Source organism: Dermacoccus sp. PAMC28757 (assembly GCF_014302635.1).
Classification (GTDB): domain Bacteria; phylum Actinomycetota; class Actinomycetes; order Actinomycetales; family Dermatophilaceae; genus Dermacoccus; species Dermacoccus abyssi.
Genome location: NZ_CP060292.1, coordinates 2992756 through 3011469, shown reverse-complemented (window position 1 = coordinate 3011469; position 18714 = coordinate 2992756). Strand labels below are relative to the sequence as shown.

Below are 18714 nucleotides of genomic sequence, written 5' to 3'. Positions count from 1 at the left end.
ATTAGGAGGAGAAACAGATGTCACGTATTGGACGTCTCCCGGTTCCTGTCCCGTCCGGTGTCGAGGTGACCATCGACGGCCAGGACGTCACGGTGAAGGGCCCCAAGGGCACCCTCGACCTGACGGTTCCCGCGCCGATCACCGTCGCCAAGGGCGAGGACGGTTCCGTCGAGGTGACGCGTCCGAACGACGAGCGCGACTCGCGCTCGCGTCACGGCCTCACGCGTAGCCTCATCAACAACATGGTCGTCGGTGTCACCGACGGCTACACCAAGAAGCTCGAGATCCACGGCACGGGTTACCGCGTCACGGCCAAGGGCAGCGACCTGGAGTTCGCTCTGGGTTACTCGCACCCGATTCTCGTCAAGGCGCCCGAGGGCATCACCTTCGCCGTCGAGAACCCCACGCGCTTCTCGGTCTCCGGTATCGACAAGCAGCTCGTCGGCGAGATCTCGGCCAACATTCGCAAGCTGCGCAAGCCCGACCCGTACAAGGCGAAGGGTGTCCGCTACGAAGGCGAGCACATCCGCCGCAAGGTCGGAAAGGCTGGTAAGTAAGCCATGGCAAAGATCGTCAAGCGTTCTTCGTCCAAGTCCGCAGCTCGTGGCCGTCGCCACCTGCGTCTGCGCAAGAAGGTCACGGGTACGGCTGTCCGTCCCCGTCTGGTCGTCTCGCGTTCCAGCCGTCACGTCTTCGTCCAGGTCGTCGACGACACCGTCGGTAAGACGGTTGCGTCCGCTTCCACCATGGAAGCCGACCTGCGCACCTTCGACGGTGACAAGTCCGCCAAGGCCCGCAAGGTCGGTGAGCTCGTCGCCGAGCGCGCGAAGGCTGCCGGCATCGAGGCCGTCGTCTTCGACCGTGGTGGTAACCGGTACGCCGGTCGCGTCGCCGCGATCGCCGACGGTGCCCGCGAGGGTGGCCTGAGCCTGTGATGACCAACAAGAACAACGCCGAGAAGAGGAATGTCTGATGGCTGGACCCCAGCGTCGAGGCGCCGGTACCGCTCAGACGGGCGGCGAGCGCGACAACAACCAGCGTGACAACCGTCGTGACGGCGGTCGTCGTGACGGCGGCCGTGGCCGCGGTCGCGAGGAAGAGCGCAACCAGTACGTCGAGAACGTCGTCACCATCAACCGTGTCGCCAAGGTCGTGAAGGGTGGTCGTCGCTTCAGCTTCACCGCCCTCGTGGTCGTCGGTGACGGTGACGGCACCGTGGGTGTCGGATACGGCAAGGCCAAGGAAGTTCCGGCCGCCATCGCCAAGGGTGTCGAGGAGGCGAAGAAGAACTTCTTCCGCGTCCCGCGCATCCAGGGCACCATCCCGCACCCCGTCCAGGGTGAGGACGCCGCAGGCGTCGTCCTGCTGAAGCCGGCTTCGCCGGGTACCGGTGTCATCGCCGGTGGTCCGGTTCGCGCCGTGCTCGAGTGCGCAGGTATCCACGACGTCCTGTCGAAGTCCCTGGGTTCGTCGAACTCGATCAACATCGTCCACGCGACGGTCGCGGCCCTCAAGGGTCTCGAGCGTCCGGAGGCTGTCGCCGCCCGCCGTGGTCTGCCGCTCGACGCGGTTGCCCCGGCAGCGATGCAGCACGCGATGTCGGCAGGAGCTGATGCGTGATGGCTAAGCTCCAGGTGACCCAGATCCGTTCCGAGATCGGTGGCAAGCCGCAGCACCGCGAGACCCTGCGTTCGCTGGGCCTCAAGCGCATCGGCCACACGGTCGTCAAGGAGGACCGCCCCGAGTTCCGTGGCATGGTCCGCGCGGTCGCGCACCTCGTGACCGTCGAGGAGGTTGACTGACAATGGCTGACACCAAGGCAGCTACGGGCGGTTCGACCCTGAAGATCCACAACCTGCGTCCCGCCCCGGGAGCCAAGACCGCGAAGACCCGTGTCGGTCGCGGTGAGGGCTCGAAGGGTAAGACCGCAGGCCGTGGTACCAAGGGTACGAAGGCTCGTTACCAGGTTCCCGCCCGCTTCGAGGGTGGCCAGACGCCGCTGCACATGCGTCTGCCCAAGCTCCGCGGCTTCAAGAACCCGTTCAAGGTCGAGTACCAGGTTGTGAACCTGGACAAGATCTCGGCTCTCTTCCCGAACGGTGGCGACGTCGACGTCGCTGCGCTCGTCGAAAAGGGTGCGGTCCGCAAGGGCCAGCCGGTCAAGGTGCTCGGCACCGGTGACATCACCGTCAAGGTGAACGTCACGGCCCAGAAGTTCTCGGCTTCGGCCAAGGAGAAGATCGAGGCCGCCGGCGGTTCCGTCACCGCTGAGTGACGCACTGTTCGACCGATGAACCCCGGTCCGGGGGAGTCACGATGTGACCGCCCGGGCCGGGGTTCTTCGCATTACGGGGGAACGGACAGGTATCGTTCATCCGTTGATGCTTGCGCCCGGCGTACCCGCGCCCGAGTCGCGAACTCACCTGACGGCTTCCTGGCCCGACGGATCGATCCAAACACCTGCCACGTAAGCGCGTGGCGCAGGAGGTTGTAGTGCTCACCAGTTTTGGACGCGCCTTCCGGACGCCCGAACTGCGGAACAAGATCCTGTTCACGCTGGCCATCATGGCGCTGTTCCGGCTCGGGTCGCACATTCCGACGCCCGGCATCAGCTTCGACCTGGTGAAGAAGTGCCAGGAGGCGGCTACCGGATCGGGCAACCTCCTCGGCCTGGCCAACCTGTTCTCCGGTGGCGCGCTGCTCCAGCTGTCGATCTTCGCGCTCGGCATCATGCCGTACATCACCGCGAGCATCATCGTTCAGTTGCTCACCGTGGTCATTCCCCGCTTCGAGCAGTTGAAGAAGGAAGGCCAGAGCGGCCAGGCCAAGATGACGCAGTACACGCGTTATCTGACGATCGCTCTCGCTCTGTTGCAGAGCTCGACGCTCATCACGGCGGCCCGCAACCCGTCCTCGATCCTGGGTGGCTCGCCGGCGACGTGTTCGACGATCATGCCGGACGACTCGATCCCGACGATCCTCATCATGATCATCACGCTCACGGCGGCCACGGGCCTCATCATGTGGCTCGGTGAGCAGGTCACGGAGCGTGGAATCGGCAACGGAATGTCGCTGCTCATCCTCACCGCCGTCGCCGCCAGCGTGCCGCAGAGCATCTGGGCGATCCGCGATCAGGGTTGGGGCAAGTTCCTCATCGTCGTCGTCATGGGTTTGGCCATCACCACGGCCGTCGTCTTCGTCGAGAACAGCCAGCGTCGCATTCCGGTGCAGTACGCCAAGCGCATGATCGGTCGCCGTTCCTACGGCGGGACGACGACGTACATCCCGCTCAAGGTCAACATGGCCAACGTCATCCCGATCATCTTCGCGACGTCGTTGCTCTCGTTGCCCATGCTCGTCGCGCAGTTCCAGGGATCTTCGACCAACCCGCCGAAGTGGGTGGAGATCATCAACACCTACTTCGCGCGAGGCGACCACCCGCTGTACATGGCCGTGTACACGGTGCTCATCGTGTTCTTCACGTTCTTCTACGTCTCGATCACGTACCAGCCCGACGAGGTTGCCGACAACCTCAAACAGGCCGGCAGCTTCATCCCGGGCGTGCGCGCCGGATCCTCGACGGCGAAGTACCTCAGCTACGTGCTGAACCGCATCACGACGGTGGGTGCCATCTACATCGCGGTGCTTGCGCTCATTCCGCTCATCGCCCTCGCGCTCGTCAACGCGAACCAGAACTTCCCGTTCGGTGGCGCGTCGATCCTCATCCTCGTCGGTGTGGGTCTCGAGACCGTCAAGCAGGTCGACTCCAAGCTCCAGCAGCACAACTACGAAGGGTTCCTCCGATAATGCGACTCATCATTCTCGGCCCTCCCGGGGCCGGCAAGGGAACTCAGGCCGAGCGACTCGCGGCCGGACGCGGTATCCCGCACATCTCGACCGGTGACATCTTCCGGGCGAACATCAAGAACGAGACCGAGCTCGGTCTCAAGGTGAAGGACATCCTCGCCTCGGGCGGTTACGTCACGGACGAGATCACCAACGAGATCGTCAAGAACCGTCTGGCCGAGGACGACGCGAAGGCCGGCTTCCTCCTCGACGGCTACCCCCGCACGGCGAACCAGGTGGACGCTCTCGACGCCATGCTCGCGGAGAAAGGTGAGGCGCTCGACGCCGTCCTCGAGCTCACGGTCGACGCGGAGGAAGTCGTGCAGCGACTCGTCAAGCGCGCCGAGACCTCGGGTCGTAGCGATGACACCGAAGAAGTGATTCGCGAGCGCCAGGAGCTGTACGTGCGTGAGACTGCACCGCTCGCGGAGGCGTACACGCAACGCGGGATGCTCGTGCAGATCGACGGCATGGGTTCCATGGACGAGGTCGAGGCTCGCATCAACGCCGCGCTCGATCAGGTTTCCTCGGCACGCTGATGTTCGGACGCACTCGCCTTCCCCTGAAGTCGAGCGACGACATCCGCGCGATGCGCCGGGCCGGTCTCGTGACCGGCTCGGCGCTTCGTGCGTCCGCGCTCGCCGCCCGTCCCGGCATGACGACGCAGGACGTCGACGCCGTCGCCCACGACCACATGCGTGAGCGTGGCGTCACGCCCTCCTTCCTCGGCTACCACGGCTTCCCGGCCACCTTGTGCATCTCGGTCAACGACGAGGTTGTTCACGGCATCCCCGGGCCCCGGGTCCTGAGCGAGGGCGACGTCGTCTCCCTCGACTGCGGTGCGATCGTCGACGGCTGGCACGGCGACTCCGCGCTGACGTTCGTCGTCGGCGCGAGCGACGACAACCCGGCCGGCGCCGCACGGGTGGCGGCTCGTCACGCGGGGGAGGACCCCCACCTCGACGAAGCAGGGCTGATCGCGGCCGCCGGGGGCGATGCCGTGCGTTCCCTCGTCCTCGCGACCGAAGGTTCGATGTGGGCCGGCATTCGAGCCCTTGCCGCTGGCAAGCGCCTCAACGACGTCGGCTCCCAGGTCGAAGCCGCCCTGCGCACGGGGTACGCCGAACTGGCCGACTTCGAGATCGTCGACGGGTACACGGGCCACGGCGTCGGGCGCGAGTTGCACCAGGAGCCGACGGTCTACAACGAAGCAGTCTCGGAGCGGCTGCCGAAGGTCGAGACCGGCCTGGTTGTCGCCGTCGAGCCGATGGTGACGCTCGGAACGTACGAGACCCACGAACTCGACGACGGCTGGACGGTCAAGACCGACGACGGCTCGCTCGCCGCCCACTTCGAGCACACGGTCGCCGTCACCGAGCGCGGCCTGTGGGTTCTCACCGCGCACGACGGCGGGCGCAGCGCGCTCGGCGACCTCTACGGAGGGCTCGACGACTGAGGTGTCCGTGTGCCTTCGCAGGCGTGTGCCTCGGCGCCCGCCGTCCCCGATTTGGGGATGGCGGACGCTGATCGTAGACTGGTGAACGGTCTGCTTGTCACACCCTTCCCGAACCTGGGTCACGGCGTGTCGCGGACCTGCACGAGATCACACCCAACCGGGGTGGGATCGCTCAGCGAAATGCGGAGGACATGGCCAAGAAGGACGGTGTCATCGAGATCGAGGGCACGATCGTCGAGGCTCTCCCGAACGCAATGTTCCGGGTCGAGTTGACGAACGGTCACAAGGTGCTCGCACACATCTCGGGCAAGATGCGTCAGCACTACATCCGAATCCTCCCTGAGGACCGGGTCGTGGTGGAGCTCTCGCCGTACGACCTGACCCGCGGCCGTATCGTTTTCCGTTACCGCTGATTCAACCCAGTCCCTGGCCGGCGCGCTGCTCCCTCGCGGATGCAGCGCGGCTCGCGTGTCAGGGGCGCGATCGACAAGACAGCAGGCAGATGAAGGTTCAGCCGAGCGTCAAGAAGATCTGCGACAAGTGCAAGGTGATTCGCCGTAACGGGCGCGTCATGGTGATCTGCGACAACCTGCGCCACAAGCAGCGCCAGGGCTGATCATCCCCTAGAGCATCTTGCTCGCAGCGTCTTCCACAGGACGCAGCAAAAACAACTGCAGCACCCGGCCCCACTGGGCTCTGACGAGATCCGCACGCGGATCGTCGTCGAGATCTCATCAGAGCGATGGAAACAGCGATCTGTTCACGAGACACGCCAGTGGACGTCACCCCCGGCGCGGAGGCCGGGGACCCGCGGACCCGCCGACATCGGCAACGGGGTTCACGCCATAGCGGGACCGGTGTTGCTCCAGACCTCCGCTCATGATTCAGGAGAACTCATGGCACGTCTCATCGGTGTCGACCTGCCGCGCGAGAAGCGCGTCGAGGTCGGCCTCACGTACATCTTCGGCGTCGGACGCACCCGCGCTCAGGAGACGCTGGCAGCAACCGGCGTCAACCCGGACACCCGTGTCCGCGACCTCACCGAGGAAGATCTCGTCAAGTTGCGTGACCACCTCGAGGCCAGCTTCCGCCTCGAAGGTGACCTGCGCCGTGAAATCGCCGCCGACATCCGCCGCAAGGTCGAGATCGGTAGCTACGAGGGTCTGCGCCACCGCCGTGGCCTGCCCGTGCACGGTCAGCGCACCAAGACGAACGCTCGTACCCGCAAGGGTCCGAAGCGCACCGTGGCCGGCAAGAAGAAGGCCAAGTAAGTCACTCAGCTCACGCTGAGCACGACTACTTCCTCTAACGAGCGTCGAAACAGGAGATTCGAACTATGCCTCCCAAGAGCCGTACGGCCGCGGGCGCCAAGAAGGTGCGCCGCAAGGAGAAGAAGAACGTTGCTGCGGGCCAGGCCCACATCAAGAGCACGTTCAACAACACCATCGTTTCCATCACGGACCCCACCGGTGCCGTGATTTCGTGGGCGTCCGCGGGCCAGGTTGGCTTCAAGGGCTCCCGCAAGTCGACCCCCTACGCAGCGCAGATGGCCGCCGAGGCCGCCGCGCGTCGTGCCATGGACCACGGCATGCGCAAGGTCGACGTCTTCGTCAAGGGCCCGGGTTCCGGTCGTGAGACCGCCATCCGCTCGCTCACCGCAACCGGCCTCGAGGTCGGCGCGATCAGCGATGTCACGCCCACGCCGCACAACGGCGTCCGCCCGCCCAAGCGTCGTCGCGTCTGATCACCAGATCCGCACGACCTTCCTGACGAACTAGGAGACAACCCACCATGGCCCGTTACACCGGCCCGATCACCAAGAAGTCGCGTCGACTCAAGACCGACCTCGTCGGTGGCGACAAGAACTTCGAGATGCGCCCCTTCCCGCCCGGACAGCACGGCCGCGGCCGCGGTCCAGGAGAAGGAGTACCTCCACCAGCTGCAGGAGAAGCAGAAGGCTCGCTTCACCTACGGCGTCATGGAGAAGCAGTTCATCCGTTACTACAAGGAGGCCGCGCGCCGTCCCGGTAAGACCGGTGAGAACCTGCTCGTCATCCTCGAGTCCCGCCTCGACAACGTCATCTACCGCGCAGGCCTTGCCCGCACCCGTCGTGCCGCTCGTCAGCTCGTGACGCACGGTCACTTCGAGGTCAACGGCAAGCGCGTCGACGTTCCGTCCTACCGCGTGGAGCAGTACGACATCATCACGGTCCGTGAGAAGTCGCGCGAGGCCTTCCCGATCCAGCTCGCTCGCGAGACGTTCGGCGAGCGTCCGGTTCCGGCGTGGCTGCACGTCGTGCCCGGCACGCTGCAGGTGCTCATCCACCAGCTGCCGACCCGTGAGCAGATCGACAGCCAGCTCACCGAGCAGCTCATCGTCGAGCTCTACTCGAAGAACTGATCCTTCTTCACGTCGGACGGCGGCAGGCCGCACCCAGTGCGCCCGCCGCCGTCCACCGGCCGGTTCGAGAGACAGAGCTCGTTCCGGCGCAGGACTCGATTCCTGCTCGTTCACCCGGCGTCAAATAGCGGTCGCCGTAGGAAAGGACATCGACAGTGCTCATCGCACAGCGCCCCACCCTGTCGGAGGAAGTTGTCTCCGAGAGCCGTTCGCGGTTCGTCATCGAGCCCCTGGAGCCGGGCTTCGGCTACACGCTCGGCAACTCCCTGCGTCGCACCCTGCTCTCGAGCATCCCCGGTGCCGCCGTCACCAGCCTTCGCATCGACGGTGTGCAGCACGAGTTCTCGACGATCCCGGGCGTCAAGGAAGACGTCACCGAGGTCATCCTCAACATCAAGGGTCTGGTCGTCTCCTCGGAGCACGACGAGCCCGTGGTGATGTACCTGCGCAAGCAGGGCCCCGGAGTGGTCACCGCCGCTGACATCGCGCCCCCGGCCGGTGTCGAGGTGCACAACCCGGACCTCGAGATCGCCACGCTCAACGACAAGGGCAACATCGAGATGGAGCTGACGGTCGAGCGCGGCCGCGGTTACGTCTCGGCAGCGCTGAACAAGTCGGCGGAGCAGGAGATCGGCCGCATCCCGGTCGACTCCATCTACTCGCCCGTGCTGGCCGTGACCTACAAGGTCGAGGCCACGCGAGTCGAGCAGCGCACCGACTTCGACAAGCTCATCGTCGACGTCGAGACGAAGAACTCGATGGCTCCGCGTGACGCCATGGCTTCGGCTGGTTCGACGCTCGTCGAGCTGTTCGGTCTGGCCCGTGAGCTCAACGTCGAGGCCGAGGGCATCGACATGGGCCCGTCGCCGACCGACGCCGCGCTCGCCGCGGACCTGGCTCTGCCGATCGAGGACCTCGACCTCACCGTCCGCTCCTACAACTGCCTCAAGCGCGAGGGCATCCACACCGTGGGTGAACTCGTGTCCCGCAGCGAGGCCGACCTGCTCGACATTCGTAACTTCGGTTCGAAGTCGATCCACGAGGTCGCCGACAAGCTCCGTGACATGGGCCTCCAGCTGAAGGACAGCCCGCCCGGGTTCGACGCCAGCGTCATCGCCGACCGCTACGACGAGGACGCCGACGGCGCGGACCTCGCCGAGGACGAGCAGTACTGAGCAGCTTTTCGGATCGCTCCGAGCCCACTCGGAGCGGACCGGTAGACCAAGGAGAAACACATGCCTACCCCCACGAAGGGTGCCCGCCTCGGCGGTAGCCCGGCGCACCAGCGGCTGATCCTGGCCAACATGGCCACGCAGCTGTTCGCCCACGACCGCATCACGACGACGGAAGCCAAGGCCAAGCGCCTGCGTCCGTACGCCGAGCGCCTCGTGTCGTTCGCCAAGCGCGGTGACCTCGCCTCGCGTCGTCGCGTCATGCGTTCGATCGGCGACAAGGGCGTCGTCCACCGCCTCTTCACGGAGATCGCGCCCGACATGGCCGAGCGTCCGGGTGGTTACACGCGTATCACCAAGATCGCTCCCCGTAAGGGCGACAACGCCCCCATGGTCGTCATCGAGCTCGTGCGTGAGGCCTACTCCGCCAAGCAGTCGACGGTCAAGGAGGCCGAGGCTGCCACGCAGCGTGCGGCCAAGGGCGAGCAGGCCGCTCCGGCCGCGACTGAGGCTCAGAAGGTCGACGAGGCCTGAGCGTCACGCTCGTGATTCCCGCCTTGCGGTGATCATCTCGGACGGAGCCCACCCTTCCTCTTCGGAGGTCGGGTGGGCTCCGTCGTTGTCGGTAGGCTTTCGCCCATGCGCTTTCGGATCGACTTCGCCTACGACGGCACCGAGTTCAGCGGGTGGGCGGCGCAGCCGGGGCGCAGGACGGTCGAGGGTGAACTGACCTCGGCCCTCGAGACGGTGTGCCGTGTCGCCGGCCTCAAGCTCACCGTGGCCGGCCGGACGGATGCCGGTGTCCACGGCCGTGGGGGCGTCTGCCACGTCGACCTCGACCAGGTGGTGGCTGAGCGTCTTCCGGGACGCAGCGATCGCACGCCCGCCGAGGGGCTCGTCACCCGGCTCAACGGAGTTCTCGCGCGTGATGTCGTCGTGCGACGCGTGGCGAGCGTCTCCGAAGACTTCGACGCGCGCTTCTCGGCGACACAGCGGCGCTATTCGTATCGCATCCTCGACCGACCGGAGCAGCTCGACCCGTTGCGCCGCCACGACACGGTCGTCGTGAAGCGGGGCCTTGACGTCGAGGCCATGAACGAGGCAGCCGCGCGACTCGTCGGGCTGAACGACTTCGCGGCGTTCTGCAAGAAGCGCGAGGGAGCCACGACGATTCGCACTCTCCTGCACTACGGCTGGAGCCGGGACGACGAGGGTGTCGTCGTCGGGCGGATCGAGGCCGATGCCTTCTGCCACTCGATGGTGCGGGCCCTCGTCGGCGCGGTCGTGCCTGTGGGGGAGGGGCGCAGGGATGTCGGCTGGCCACGCGAGGTGATGACGTCCGGCCGTCGTGACCCGGGCGTCGTCGTCATGCCGGCGCACGGCTTGTGCCTCGAGGAGGTCTCGTACCCGCCGGCCGAGGAGTGGGCAGCGCGCGCGGAGGCGTCGCGTGTCATGCGCGAGCTGCCGCACGACTGAGCTCAGCTCGGCGGCAGGGGCAGCGGGATGACGGTGACGGCCACCCGGCGAGCGCCGGGAGTACCCGCGCCCATACGGCGGTAGCGCCCGAGCAGCGCCTCCATCTCGGAACGCAGCGCGCTCATCTGCTCCTCGCTCACCAGGACGGGAGCGTCGAAGGCGCGGCACTCCTCCTGCCACACGTAGGTCCAGCCCTCCTGCTCGTCGACCCAGGCGTGGGCGCGTTCGCTGACGTGGGTGACATAGTCGTGCTCGAGCCACCGGGCGTCCTCCGCGTCGGCCTCGTCGATGAAGCCGAGAGCATCGGTCGTCGGACCGTCGTCATCGTCGGTTTCGTCGTCGGCGATCGCCCACACCCGGGTCTTGGCGTTGCCAAGCCCGGTGTCCTCGACGAGGCCCGCCGACTCGAGGACACGCACGTGGTAGCTCGTAGCGCCGGTGTGTGTGCCGAGTGCGCGGGCGAGCTCGGCGGAGGTCGAGCCGCCGTGCAGACGCAGATGGGCGAGGATGCGTGAGCGCAGAGGGTGAGCGAGCACTCGGTAGATGTCGGCGGCAGCCGTGGGCTCCATGGCATCCAGGGTACGACGCGTGAAGATTTTGCACAAAAGTTGTGCAAAGAGTGACTCGTGCGCGGAGGTGGCCCACTGAACGGCGATGAAAAGCGTTGGGCCGCAATGGTTTGCACGGTTTGCGCTCGATTGGTTCAGGCCCGCAGGGCCGCGTAACATTGATATCTGTTGCTTCGCAGCGCGCCCTGCACAGGGTGTGACGTGCGAAGTGGCCGCCCCCATCGTCAACGACAGAACGAAGGGAACGACCGTGCGTACGTTCACCCCCAACCAGGAGTCGGCTCAGGCCGACCGCGCCTGGCACGTCATCGACGCCACCGACGTCGTTCTGGGTCGCCTCGCGTCCCAGACCGCGGCGCTGCTGCGCGGCAAGCACAAGCCGACGTTTGCTCCGCACATCGACACCGGTGACTTCGTCATCATCATCAACGCCGACAAGGTTGCCCTCACCGGCGCCAAGCTCGAGAAGAAGAAGGCCTACCGCCACTCCGGTTTCCCGGGTGGTCTGACGGCGACTTCCTACACCGAGCTCATGGCGAAGGACCCGGAGAAGGCCGTCGAGAAGGCCGTCCGAGGCATGCTGCCCAAGACGAAGCTGGGCCGCGCCCAGATCGCCAAGCTCAAGGTGTACCGCGGTGCCGAGCACCCGCACGCCGCGCAGCAGCCCAAGCCGTTCGAGATCACCCAGGTCGCGCAGTAATCGCGCCTGCCAAGAATTCTTAGGAGAAACGTGGCAGACCAGAATGTCGAGCTCGACGCCCTCGAGACGGACGAGCCGCAGCTGACGGAGTACACGAGCGAGTCGACCGGCCCGGTCGGCGAGGACGGCGAGGTTCGTCGTCCGTCCGCATCCGCACCGGGTGCGGCCACGGGCCGTCGCAAGCAGGCCATCGCCCGCGTGCGCATCGTCCCGGGCACGGGTGAGTGGAAGATCAACGGCCGCTCGCTCGAGGAGTACTTCCCGAACAAGGTGCACCAGCAGATCGTCAACGAGCCCCTCGTTGCCCTCGAGCTGAACGGCGCGTACGACGTCCTCGTGCGCGTGCACGGCGGTGGCCCCTCGGGCCAGGCCGGTGCTGTTCGCCTCGGTGTCGCTCGTTCGCTGAACGGCGTCGACGAGGAGCTGAACCGTCCGGTGCTCAAGAAGGCCGGCTTCCTCACGCGTGACGCACGCGTGCCGGAGCGCAAGAAGGCCGGTCTCAAGAAGGCCCGCAAGGCTTCGCAGTTCAGCAAGCGCTGATCCACGCGCTGCACTGCTCGAATCGCTCCGTATCCGGCCCATGCGCCGGGTGCGGAGCGATTCGCGTACCGCCGCGTATTGTGGAGAGAGATTCCGAAGACCTCAGGAGGGGCACATGGGCCGCATGTTCGGCACTGACGGTGTGCGTGGCGTCGCCAACCAGGACGTCACGGCAGAGCTCGCACTCGGGCTGTCCGTCGCAGCAGCACGGGTACTCGTCGAGGCCGGGGAGGTCTCGGCCGATCACGAGCGTCCCGTCGCCGTCGTCGGACGCGACCCGCGCGCGTCGGGGGAGTTCCTCGGTGCGGCCACCGTCGCCGGGCTCGCAAGCGCGGGCGTCGACGTCTACGACGCGGGCGTGGTGCCGACGCCGGCCATCGCCTACCTGACGGCGACGATGAACGCCGACCTCGGCGCGATGCTGTCCGCCTCGCACAACGCGATGCCCGACAACGGCATCAAGTTCTTCAGCCGCGGCGGCCACAAGCTGCCCGACGCGCTCGAGGACGCGATCGAGGCGCACCTGCATGAGGAATACGAGCGTCCGACGGGTGCGTCGGTCGGTCGTGTGCATTCCTACGCTGAGGGCGGTGAGAAGTACATCGGTCACCTGCTCGGGGCGCTTCCGCACCGCCTCGAGGGCCTCAAGATCGTCGTCGACTGCGCGCACGGCGCGGCCTCCGTCGTCGGGCCCGAGGTGTTTCGCCGCGCGGGCGCGGACGTCGTCGTCATCGGTGCGACGCCGGACGGGCTCAACATCAACGACGGCTACGGCTCGACGCACTTGGAGAAGCTGCAGGAAGCGGTCGTCGCGAATGGAGCCGACTTCGGTGTGGCCTTCGACGGTGACGCGGACCGCTGCCTCGCCGTCGACGGAACGGGTGAGGTGGTCGACGGTGACCAGATCATGGCGATCCTCGCGCTCGACCTCAAGGAGCGCGGCGTGCTCGCCGAGGACACGCTCGTCGCGACGGTCATGAGTAACCTCGGCATGATCAAGGCGATGGAGCGCGAGGGCATCACCGTCAAGCAGACCGGTGTCGGCGACCGCTACGTGCTCGAGGAGATGCGCCGCGGGTCGTACTCGCTCGGGGGCGAACAGTCTGGGCACGTCATCGCACTCGACCACGGCACGACCGGTGATGGCGTGCTCACCGGCCTGCTCCTCGCTGCGCGCGTGGCCTCGAGTGGGCGCTCGCTCGCCCAGCTCGGCGCCGTCATGCAGCGGATGCCGCAGAAGCTCATCAACGTCAAGGGCGTCGACAAGTCGGCCGTCGATTCGCACGAGGGCGTCCAGGCCGCTGTGCGCGCCGCCGAGAGCGACCTCGCCGGCGCCGGGCGCGTGCTGCTGCGCAAGTCGGGCACCGAACCGGTCGTGCGCGTCATGGTCGAGGCCGACACCGCCGAACGCGCGCACGCCGTCGCCTCGCACCTCGCCGACGTCGTCAAGCGCGAGCTGTCGATCGACTGAACTGCCGGCTACGCGCTTTCGTCCTGCGCCCAGATGCACCGGGTGCATCTGGGCGCAGTCGTCTGCCTCCCAGTCGTGTGGTGGCCCGGCGAGCTATCGACGGGAGCTGACGAACAGCGCCGACGGCCGTCACGCGTGCGGGGTGTGTCACAGTGGCAGGCATGAGCCTGCCAGCCGCCCAGCCGAGTCGACGCAGCGACGTCGAGCCGTTCCACGTCATGGAGGTGCTCGCCGCGGCAGCGGAACGTCAGCGCACGCACGGCGACGTCATCAGCCTGTGCGCCGGCCAGCCCTCGACGGGCGCGCCCCGTGCAGCCCGGGAGGCGGCCGTCGCGGCGATCGAGGCCGATGCGCTCGGGTACACCGAGACGGTCGGCATCCGGCCGCTGCGTGAGGCGATCGCCGCGTATCACCGCGACCTCGGCGTCGACGACGTGAGTGCTGACGACGTCGTCGTCACGACCGGGTCGTCGGGCGCGTTCACGCTGCTGTTCCTCGCTGCGTTCGACGGCGGCGACGAGGTGTGGATGACCCGCCCGGGCTACCCCGCCTACCGCAACACGCTGCGGGCGCTGGGGACGTCCGTCGTGGAGCTCGCGTGCGGCGCCGAGGTGCGCTACCAACCCACCGTCGCGATGCTCGAGGCGGAACGTGCCGCGCGCGGCGCCGCGCCGAAGGGGCTCGTCGTCGCGAGCCCCGCTAACCCGACGGGCACGATCATCGACGCGGACGAACTCGCAGCTATCGCGCGCTGGTGCGACGCACACGGCGTGCTGCTCGTCAGCGACGAGATCTACCACGGCATCTCGTTCGGGCGCGCGACGTCGAGCGCGTGGCAGACGTCGCGCCAGGGCGCCGTCATCGGTTCGGTGTCGAAGTTCTTCTCGATGACGGGTTGGCGCGTCGGGTGGATGCTCGTGCCCGCGCACCTGCGCCGACGCGTCGCCATTCTCGCCTCGAATCTCACGATCTGCCCGCCGGCCGTGTCACAGCATGCGGTGCTCGCGGCCCTCGGCGAGGCGGCACGCGGTGAGCTGGAGGAGCACGTCGAGACGTACCGGCGCAATCGTGAGTTGGTGCAGCGGCGCCTTCCCGAGATCGGGGTGACGACCTACGCGCCACCGGACGGCGCGTTCTACGCCTGGTGCGACGTCGCGCACCTCACCGACGACTCCGCGCGCTGGTGCGCCGACGTGCTCGCCGCGACGGGCGTCGCCATCACGCCAGGGGTCGACTTCGACCCCGTCGACGGGCACCGGTTCATGCGGATGAGCCTCGCTGTCGCGAGCGATGAGCTCGACGAGGCGTTCGACCGGATGGTGAGGTTCGTCGATAGCTCGTCATGACGCTGTGACGTCCTGCGGTTCACCAGTCGTGCCGGCTACGTCAGACGGCCCCGGTCGCTCGGGCCCTACTGTTCGTGGGATGCACGTCGGCGCGTCAGGAACCCCTGGTCTCCTGACGCGCCGACGCGCGGTCTCGACGCTCAGATGAGCCCGAGGGCTCGGACGGCGTCTCGCTCACTCGCGAGTTCGGCGACGCTCGCATCGATGCGGGCGCGGCTGAACTCGTCGATCGTCAGGTCCGGCACGATGCGCCAGGCGCGGTCACGCACCGTCACGGGGAAGCTCGACACGAGGCCCTCGGGGACCCCGTAGGAGCCGTCCGACGGAACGGCCATCGAGACCATCGCCTCGGTGCCGAGCGCCCAGTCGCGCGCGTGATCGATGGTTGCGCTCGCCGCGCTCGCGGCCGAGGACGCTCCGCGCGCCTCGATGATCGCGGCACCGCGCTTGGCGACGGTGGGAATGAAGACGTCGTTGAGCCAGGCGTCGTCGCCCACCTCGAGGCGCGCGGCACGGCCATGGACCGTCGCGTGCGTGACGTCCGGGTACTGCGTCGCGCTGTGGTTGCCCCAGATGATGACGTCGTGGATGTCGGTGACGCTCGCACCCGTCTTCGTGGCGAGCTGCGCGACGGCGCGGTTCTGGTCGAGGCGCGTCAGCGCGCTGAAGCGCTCGTTCGGGATGTCCCGCGCGGCGTGCATCGCGATGAGGCAGTTCGTGTTCGCGGGGTTGCCGGTGACGGTGACCTGCACGTCATCGGACGCCGCGTCGTTGAGCGCCTCACCCTGCGGGCCGAAGATCCGGCCGTTGACCTCGAGCAGATCACCGCGTTCCATGCCCGGGCCGCGCGGCTTAGCCCCGACGAGCAACGCGTGGGAGACGCCGTCGAACATGCGGCGCGCGTCGGAGCCGGTCTCCATGCCCGCGAGCAACGGGAACGCGCAGTCCTGCAGTTCCATGACGGTGCCCTCGAGCGCGCCGAGCGCCTCGTCGACCTCGAGCAGGCGCAGCTCCACCGGCTGATCGGGCCCGAGCAGCTCACCCGCCGCGATGCGGAACAGGAGGCTGTATCCGATGGCACCTGCAGCTCCACTGACGGCGACGCGGACGGCGGGCTTGGGCATGACGGCTCATTTCGTCGGCGGGTTCTCGGACGAGACCTCGGGTCACCACTGACGGTAGGCCAAGCCGGCCCGCCGCGTCAGGGCCGAACGTCCCTGCGGGCCCTCCCGAGGCCCCCGAGTGTGCGAGTGGCCCAGGAGGGGCGCACAGCAGCCTGTGCGTGCCGCGACATCAGGCGTGCCGCCACTCGCTGGGGGACGGCGGCACGGTGACAGCGTCGGACGATCAGGCCGTGATGTCACCCAGGGTGCCGACGACGTGCGCCTCGCCCTCACCGATGTCGTAGTGCACGGCGACGACGGCGAGCCGGCCGGCGTCGATGCGATCACGGATCAGCTGACTGCGCTGGGGGAGGAGCTCGCTCGTCGCCCGGGCATGCTCGGCCTCGAACTGCTCGCCGGTCGTCAGCCCGTGCTTGCGCCCGTGCAGGATCGACGGCATGACGCGCTCGATGATCGTGTGGAGGTACCCCGGCGGCATGTCGCCGGTCTCCTCGGCGGCGAGCGTCGCGTTGATGGCGCCGCAGCTCTTGTGCGCGAGCACGACGACGAGCGGTGCGCGCAGCACCTCGGTGCCGAACTCGATCGAGCCGAGCACGCTGGGGTCGAGCACGTGGCCCGCGGTGCGCACGACGAACAGATCGCCGAGGCCCTGGTCGAAGATCATCTCGGCCGGCACGCGGGAGTCGCCGCACCCGAAGATGACGGCCTGGGGTGCCTGCCCGGCGACGAGCTCGCGCCGGCGCTCGCCGTCACTGTGCGGGCGCTGCGTCGTGCCGGAGACGAAGCGTCGGTTGCCCTCGACGAGGGTGTCCCAGGCCTGCTGCGGCGTGAGGGTGCTGCTCATGGTGGCTCCTTGGTGATGTCGCCGACGCCGTCAGCTCAGGCCGGGGCGGGTGGTGATGGTCATGGCGGTGGGCTTCGCGGTGGTGGCGAAGAAGTCGTTGCCCTTGTCGTCAACGACGATGAACGCGGGGAAGTTCTCGACCTCGATCTGCCACACGGCCTCCATGCCGAGCTCAGGGTATTCGAGCACCTCGACCTTCTTGATGCAGTCGAGGGCGAGACGCGCGGCCGGGCCGCCGATCGAGCCGAGGTAGAACCCGCCGTACTCCTGGCAGGCCTCCGTCACCTGGGCGCTGCGGTTGCCCTTGGCGAGCATCACCATCGAGCCGCCGGCGGCCTGGAACTGCTTGACGTACGAATCCATGCGGCCGGCCGTCGTCGGCCCGAACGAACCGGACGCCATGCCCTCCGGCGTCTTCGCGGGGCCTGCGTAGTAGACCGGGTGGTCCTTGAGGTACTGCGGCATCTCCTCGCCGGCGTCGAGGCGCTCCTTGATCTTGGCGTGCGCGATGTCGCGCGCGACGACGAGCGTGCCGGTCAACGACAGGCGCGTCTTGACGGGGTGCTTCGTCAGCTCGGCAAGGATCTCGGGCATCGGTCGGGTGAGGTCGATCTCGACGGCGGCACCCTTGCCCGTCGAGCCGGCGCCGGTCGCGTCGGAGAGGTCGTCGCCGCCGGCTTCGATGAGATGTGCCTCGGTGACGTCCGGCAGATACTGCGCGGGCTCCGTCTCGAGCTGTTCGATGAAGACACCCTCGGGGGTGATCTTGGCGAGGCACTGGCGGTCAGCCGAGCAGCTCACGGCGATGGCCACGGGCAACGAGGCTCCGTGGCGGGGGAGGCGGACGACGCGCACGTCGTGGCAGAAGTACTTGCCACCGAACTGGGCGCCGATGCCGAAGTTGCGCGTGAGTTCCAGGATCTCCTCTTCCAGCTGCGGGTCCCTGAAGCCGTGACCCGTGGCGGCGTCACCGGTGGTCGGCAGTTCGTCGAGGTACTTGGCGCTCGCGTACTTGGCGGTCTTGAGCGCGAACTCGGCGCTCGTGCCGCCGATGACGACGGCGAGGTGGTAGGGCGGGCACGCGGCCGTGCCGAGGCTGCGCAGCTTCTCGTCGAGGAACTCGAGCATGCGCTTCGGATTCAGGATCGCCTTCGTCTCCTGGTAGAGGAACGACTTGTTCGCGCTGCCGCCGCCCTTGGCCATGAAGAGGAACTTGTAGGTTGTCTCGTGCCCCGGCTGGCTGTCGGCGTAGACCTCGATCTGTGCGGGCAGGTTGGAGCCGGTGTTCTTCTCGTCCCACATCGTCACCGGAGCCATCTGGCTGTAGCGCAGGTTGAGCTCGGTGTACGCGTCGAAGATGCCCTTCGACAGTGCCTCTTCGTCGGGCGCCGACGGGCTGTCGACGAGAACCTGCGAGCCCTTCTTGCCCATGACGATGGCGGTGCCGGTGTCCTGGCACATCGGCAGCACGCCGGCAGCCGCGATGTTGGCGTTCTTGAGCAGGTCCAGGGCCACGAACTTGTCGTTGTTGCTGGCCTCGGGGTCGTCGAGAATGCGGCGCAGCTGCGCGAGGTGCGCCGGACGCAGGCAGTGGGCGATGTCGTGCATCGCAGTCTTCGCGAGCAGTTCCAGGGCGCTCGGGTCGATCTCGAGGAAGGTTCGTCTGCCGGGGCCCTCGACGGTTCGGACGCCCTCGTCGGTGAGCTTGCGATAGGTCGTCGTGTCCTCGCCGATCGGAAGGAGGTCCGAATACGCGAAATCTGCCATGC

General features: G+C 67.4%; 24 protein-coding genes. 20 read left to right on the top strand and 4 right to left on the bottom strand.

Features of this window, described 5'->3' with window-relative positions:
- The first annotated feature begins 17 nt into the window (after positions 1-17).
- The 16 genes from rplF to truA all read left to right on the top strand — a co-directional run bounded on the left by rplF (position 18) and on the right by truA (position 10351).
- A complete protein-coding gene (gene rplF / locus H7F30_RS14290; protein WP_118912233.1) occupies positions 18-557 on the top strand; it encodes a 50S ribosomal protein L6 in 540 nt (179 codons plus the stop codon).
- 3 nt (positions 558-560) lie between these two features.
- Entirely contained in the window at positions 561-935 is a 375-nt protein-coding gene (rplR, locus tag H7F30_RS14285; protein WP_187035886.1) for a 50S ribosomal protein L18, read from the top strand.
- A 37-nt stretch (positions 936-972) separates the two neighbouring features.
- The gene (rpsE, locus tag H7F30_RS14280; RefSeq protein ID WP_047310377.1) at positions 973-1620 is read left to right on the top strand and encodes a 30S ribosomal protein S5; all 648 of its coding nucleotides are present in this window, start codon (positions 973-975) and stop codon (positions 1618-1620) included.
- Entirely contained in the window at positions 1620-1802 is a 183-nt protein-coding gene (gene rpmD / locus H7F30_RS14275) for a 50S ribosomal protein L30 (protein ID WP_047310376.1), read from the top strand. Before rpsE ends, rpmD begins: the two co-directional genes overlap by 1 nt.
- 2 nt (positions 1803-1804) lie before the next feature.
- The gene (gene rplO / locus H7F30_RS14270; RefSeq protein WP_047310375.1) at positions 1805-2275 is read left to right on the top strand and encodes a 50S ribosomal protein L15; all 471 of its coding nucleotides are present in this window, start codon (positions 1805-1807) and stop codon (positions 2273-2275) included.
- 218 nt (positions 2276-2493) lie between these two features.
- Positions 2494-3807, top strand: coding sequence for a preprotein translocase subunit SecY (gene secY / locus H7F30_RS14265; RefSeq protein WP_187035884.1), 1314 nt, complete (start codon positions 2494-2496; stop codon positions 3805-3807).
- Positions 3807-4385: an adenylate kinase gene (locus tag H7F30_RS14260; RefSeq protein WP_047310373.1), complete on the top strand. Its 579-nt coding sequence runs from the start codon at positions 3807-3809 to the stop codon at positions 4383-4385. Before secY ends, H7F30_RS14260 begins: the two co-directional genes overlap by 1 nt.
- A complete protein-coding gene (locus H7F30_RS14255; RefSeq protein ID WP_187035882.1) occupies positions 4385-5302 on the top strand; it encodes a M24 family metallopeptidase in 918 nt (305 codons plus the stop codon). The genes H7F30_RS14260 and H7F30_RS14255 overlap by 1 nt, the downstream gene beginning before the upstream one ends.
- Before the next feature lie 191 nt (positions 5303-5493).
- Positions 5494-5715: a translation initiation factor IF-1 gene (gene infA, locus H7F30_RS14250; RefSeq protein ID WP_006946284.1), complete on the top strand. Its 222-nt coding sequence runs from the start codon at positions 5494-5496 to the stop codon at positions 5713-5715.
- Between the two features lie 89 nt (positions 5716-5804).
- Entirely contained in the window at positions 5805-5918 is a 114-nt protein-coding gene (rpmJ, locus tag H7F30_RS14245; RefSeq protein WP_007928044.1) for a 50S ribosomal protein L36, read from the top strand.
- Between the two features lie 280 nt (positions 5919-6198).
- Positions 6199-6573, top strand: coding sequence for a 30S ribosomal protein S13 (gene rpsM / locus H7F30_RS14240; RefSeq protein WP_047310371.1), 375 nt, complete (start codon positions 6199-6201; stop codon positions 6571-6573).
- A 65-nt stretch (positions 6574-6638) separates the two neighbouring features.
- A complete protein-coding gene (gene rpsK, locus H7F30_RS14235) occupies positions 6639-7046 on the top strand; it encodes a 30S ribosomal protein S11 (RefSeq protein ID WP_047310370.1) in 408 nt (135 codons plus the stop codon).
- 108 nt (positions 7047-7154) lie between these two features.
- Positions 7155-7703: a 30S ribosomal protein S4 gene (gene rpsD, locus H7F30_RS14230; protein ID WP_255464878.1), complete on the top strand. Its 549-nt coding sequence runs from the start codon at positions 7155-7157 to the stop codon at positions 7701-7703.
- A gap of 155 nt (positions 7704-7858) precedes the next feature.
- On the top strand, positions 7859-8878 hold the full coding sequence (locus H7F30_RS14225; protein WP_047310368.1) for a DNA-directed RNA polymerase subunit alpha: 1020 nt from the start codon (positions 7859-7861) through the stop codon (positions 8876-8878).
- A gap of 60 nt (positions 8879-8938) precedes the next feature.
- On the top strand, positions 8939-9409 hold the full coding sequence (gene rplQ, locus H7F30_RS14220) for a 50S ribosomal protein L17 (RefSeq protein ID WP_187035880.1): 471 nt from the start codon (positions 8939-8941) through the stop codon (positions 9407-9409).
- 105 nt (positions 9410-9514) lie between these two features.
- Positions 9515-10351 carry a tRNA pseudouridine(38-40) synthase TruA gene (truA, locus tag H7F30_RS14215; RefSeq protein WP_187035879.1) on the top strand — a complete coding sequence of 279 codons (837 nt, stop codon included), beginning with the start codon at positions 9515-9517 and terminating at the stop codon, positions 10349-10351.
- Positions 10352-10353: 2 nt separating this feature from the next.
- Here the strand turns inward: truA and H7F30_RS14210 are convergent, their stop codons facing one another.
- Positions 10354-10920: a helix-turn-helix domain-containing protein gene (locus tag H7F30_RS14210; RefSeq protein ID WP_187035877.1), complete on the bottom strand. Its 567-nt coding sequence runs from the start codon at positions 10918-10920 to the stop codon at positions 10354-10356.
- A 250-nt stretch (positions 10921-11170) separates the two neighbouring features.
- Here H7F30_RS14210 and rplM point away from each other — a divergent pair, with 250 nt between their 5' ends.
- The 4 genes from rplM (at position 11171) to H7F30_RS14190 (ending at position 14977) form a co-directional block, all read left to right on the top strand.
- The gene (gene rplM, locus H7F30_RS14205; protein WP_047311058.1) at positions 11171-11620 is read left to right on the top strand and encodes a 50S ribosomal protein L13; all 450 of its coding nucleotides are present in this window, start codon (positions 11171-11173) and stop codon (positions 11618-11620) included.
- A gap of 30 nt (positions 11621-11650) precedes the next feature.
- On the top strand, positions 11651-12160 hold the full coding sequence (rpsI, locus tag H7F30_RS14200) for a 30S ribosomal protein S9 (protein ID WP_047310364.1): 510 nt from the start codon (positions 11651-11653) through the stop codon (positions 12158-12160).
- Positions 12161-12275: 115 nt separating this feature from the next.
- The gene (gene glmM, locus H7F30_RS14195; RefSeq protein WP_187035875.1) at positions 12276-13631 is read left to right on the top strand and encodes a phosphoglucosamine mutase; all 1356 of its coding nucleotides are present in this window, start codon (positions 12276-12278) and stop codon (positions 13629-13631) included.
- 161 nt (positions 13632-13792) lie between these two features.
- Positions 13793-14977 (top strand): aminotransferase class I/II-fold pyridoxal phosphate-dependent enzyme, encoded by a 1185-nt coding sequence (locus tag H7F30_RS14190; RefSeq protein WP_187035873.1) that lies wholly within the window; start codon positions 13793-13795, stop codon positions 14975-14977.
- Between the two features lie 140 nt (positions 14978-15117).
- Here the strand turns inward: H7F30_RS14190 and H7F30_RS14185 are convergent, their stop codons facing one another.
- The 3 genes from H7F30_RS14185 to H7F30_RS14175 form a co-directional block, all read right to left on the bottom strand.
- Positions 15118-16101, bottom strand: coding sequence for a malate dehydrogenase (locus tag H7F30_RS14185; RefSeq protein ID WP_187035871.1), 984 nt, complete (start codon positions 16099-16101; stop codon positions 15118-15120).
- A 223-nt stretch (positions 16102-16324) separates the two neighbouring features.
- A complete protein-coding gene (locus tag H7F30_RS14180; protein ID WP_006946116.1) occupies positions 16325-16945 on the bottom strand; it encodes a carbonic anhydrase in 621 nt (206 codons plus the stop codon).
- A gap of 30 nt (positions 16946-16975) precedes the next feature.
- Positions 16976-18712 carry a fumarate hydratase gene (locus H7F30_RS14175; RefSeq protein ID WP_187035869.1) on the bottom strand — a complete coding sequence of 579 codons (1737 nt, stop codon included), beginning with the start codon at positions 18710-18712 and terminating at the stop codon, positions 16976-16978.
- Positions 18713-18714 lie beyond the last annotated feature (2 nt).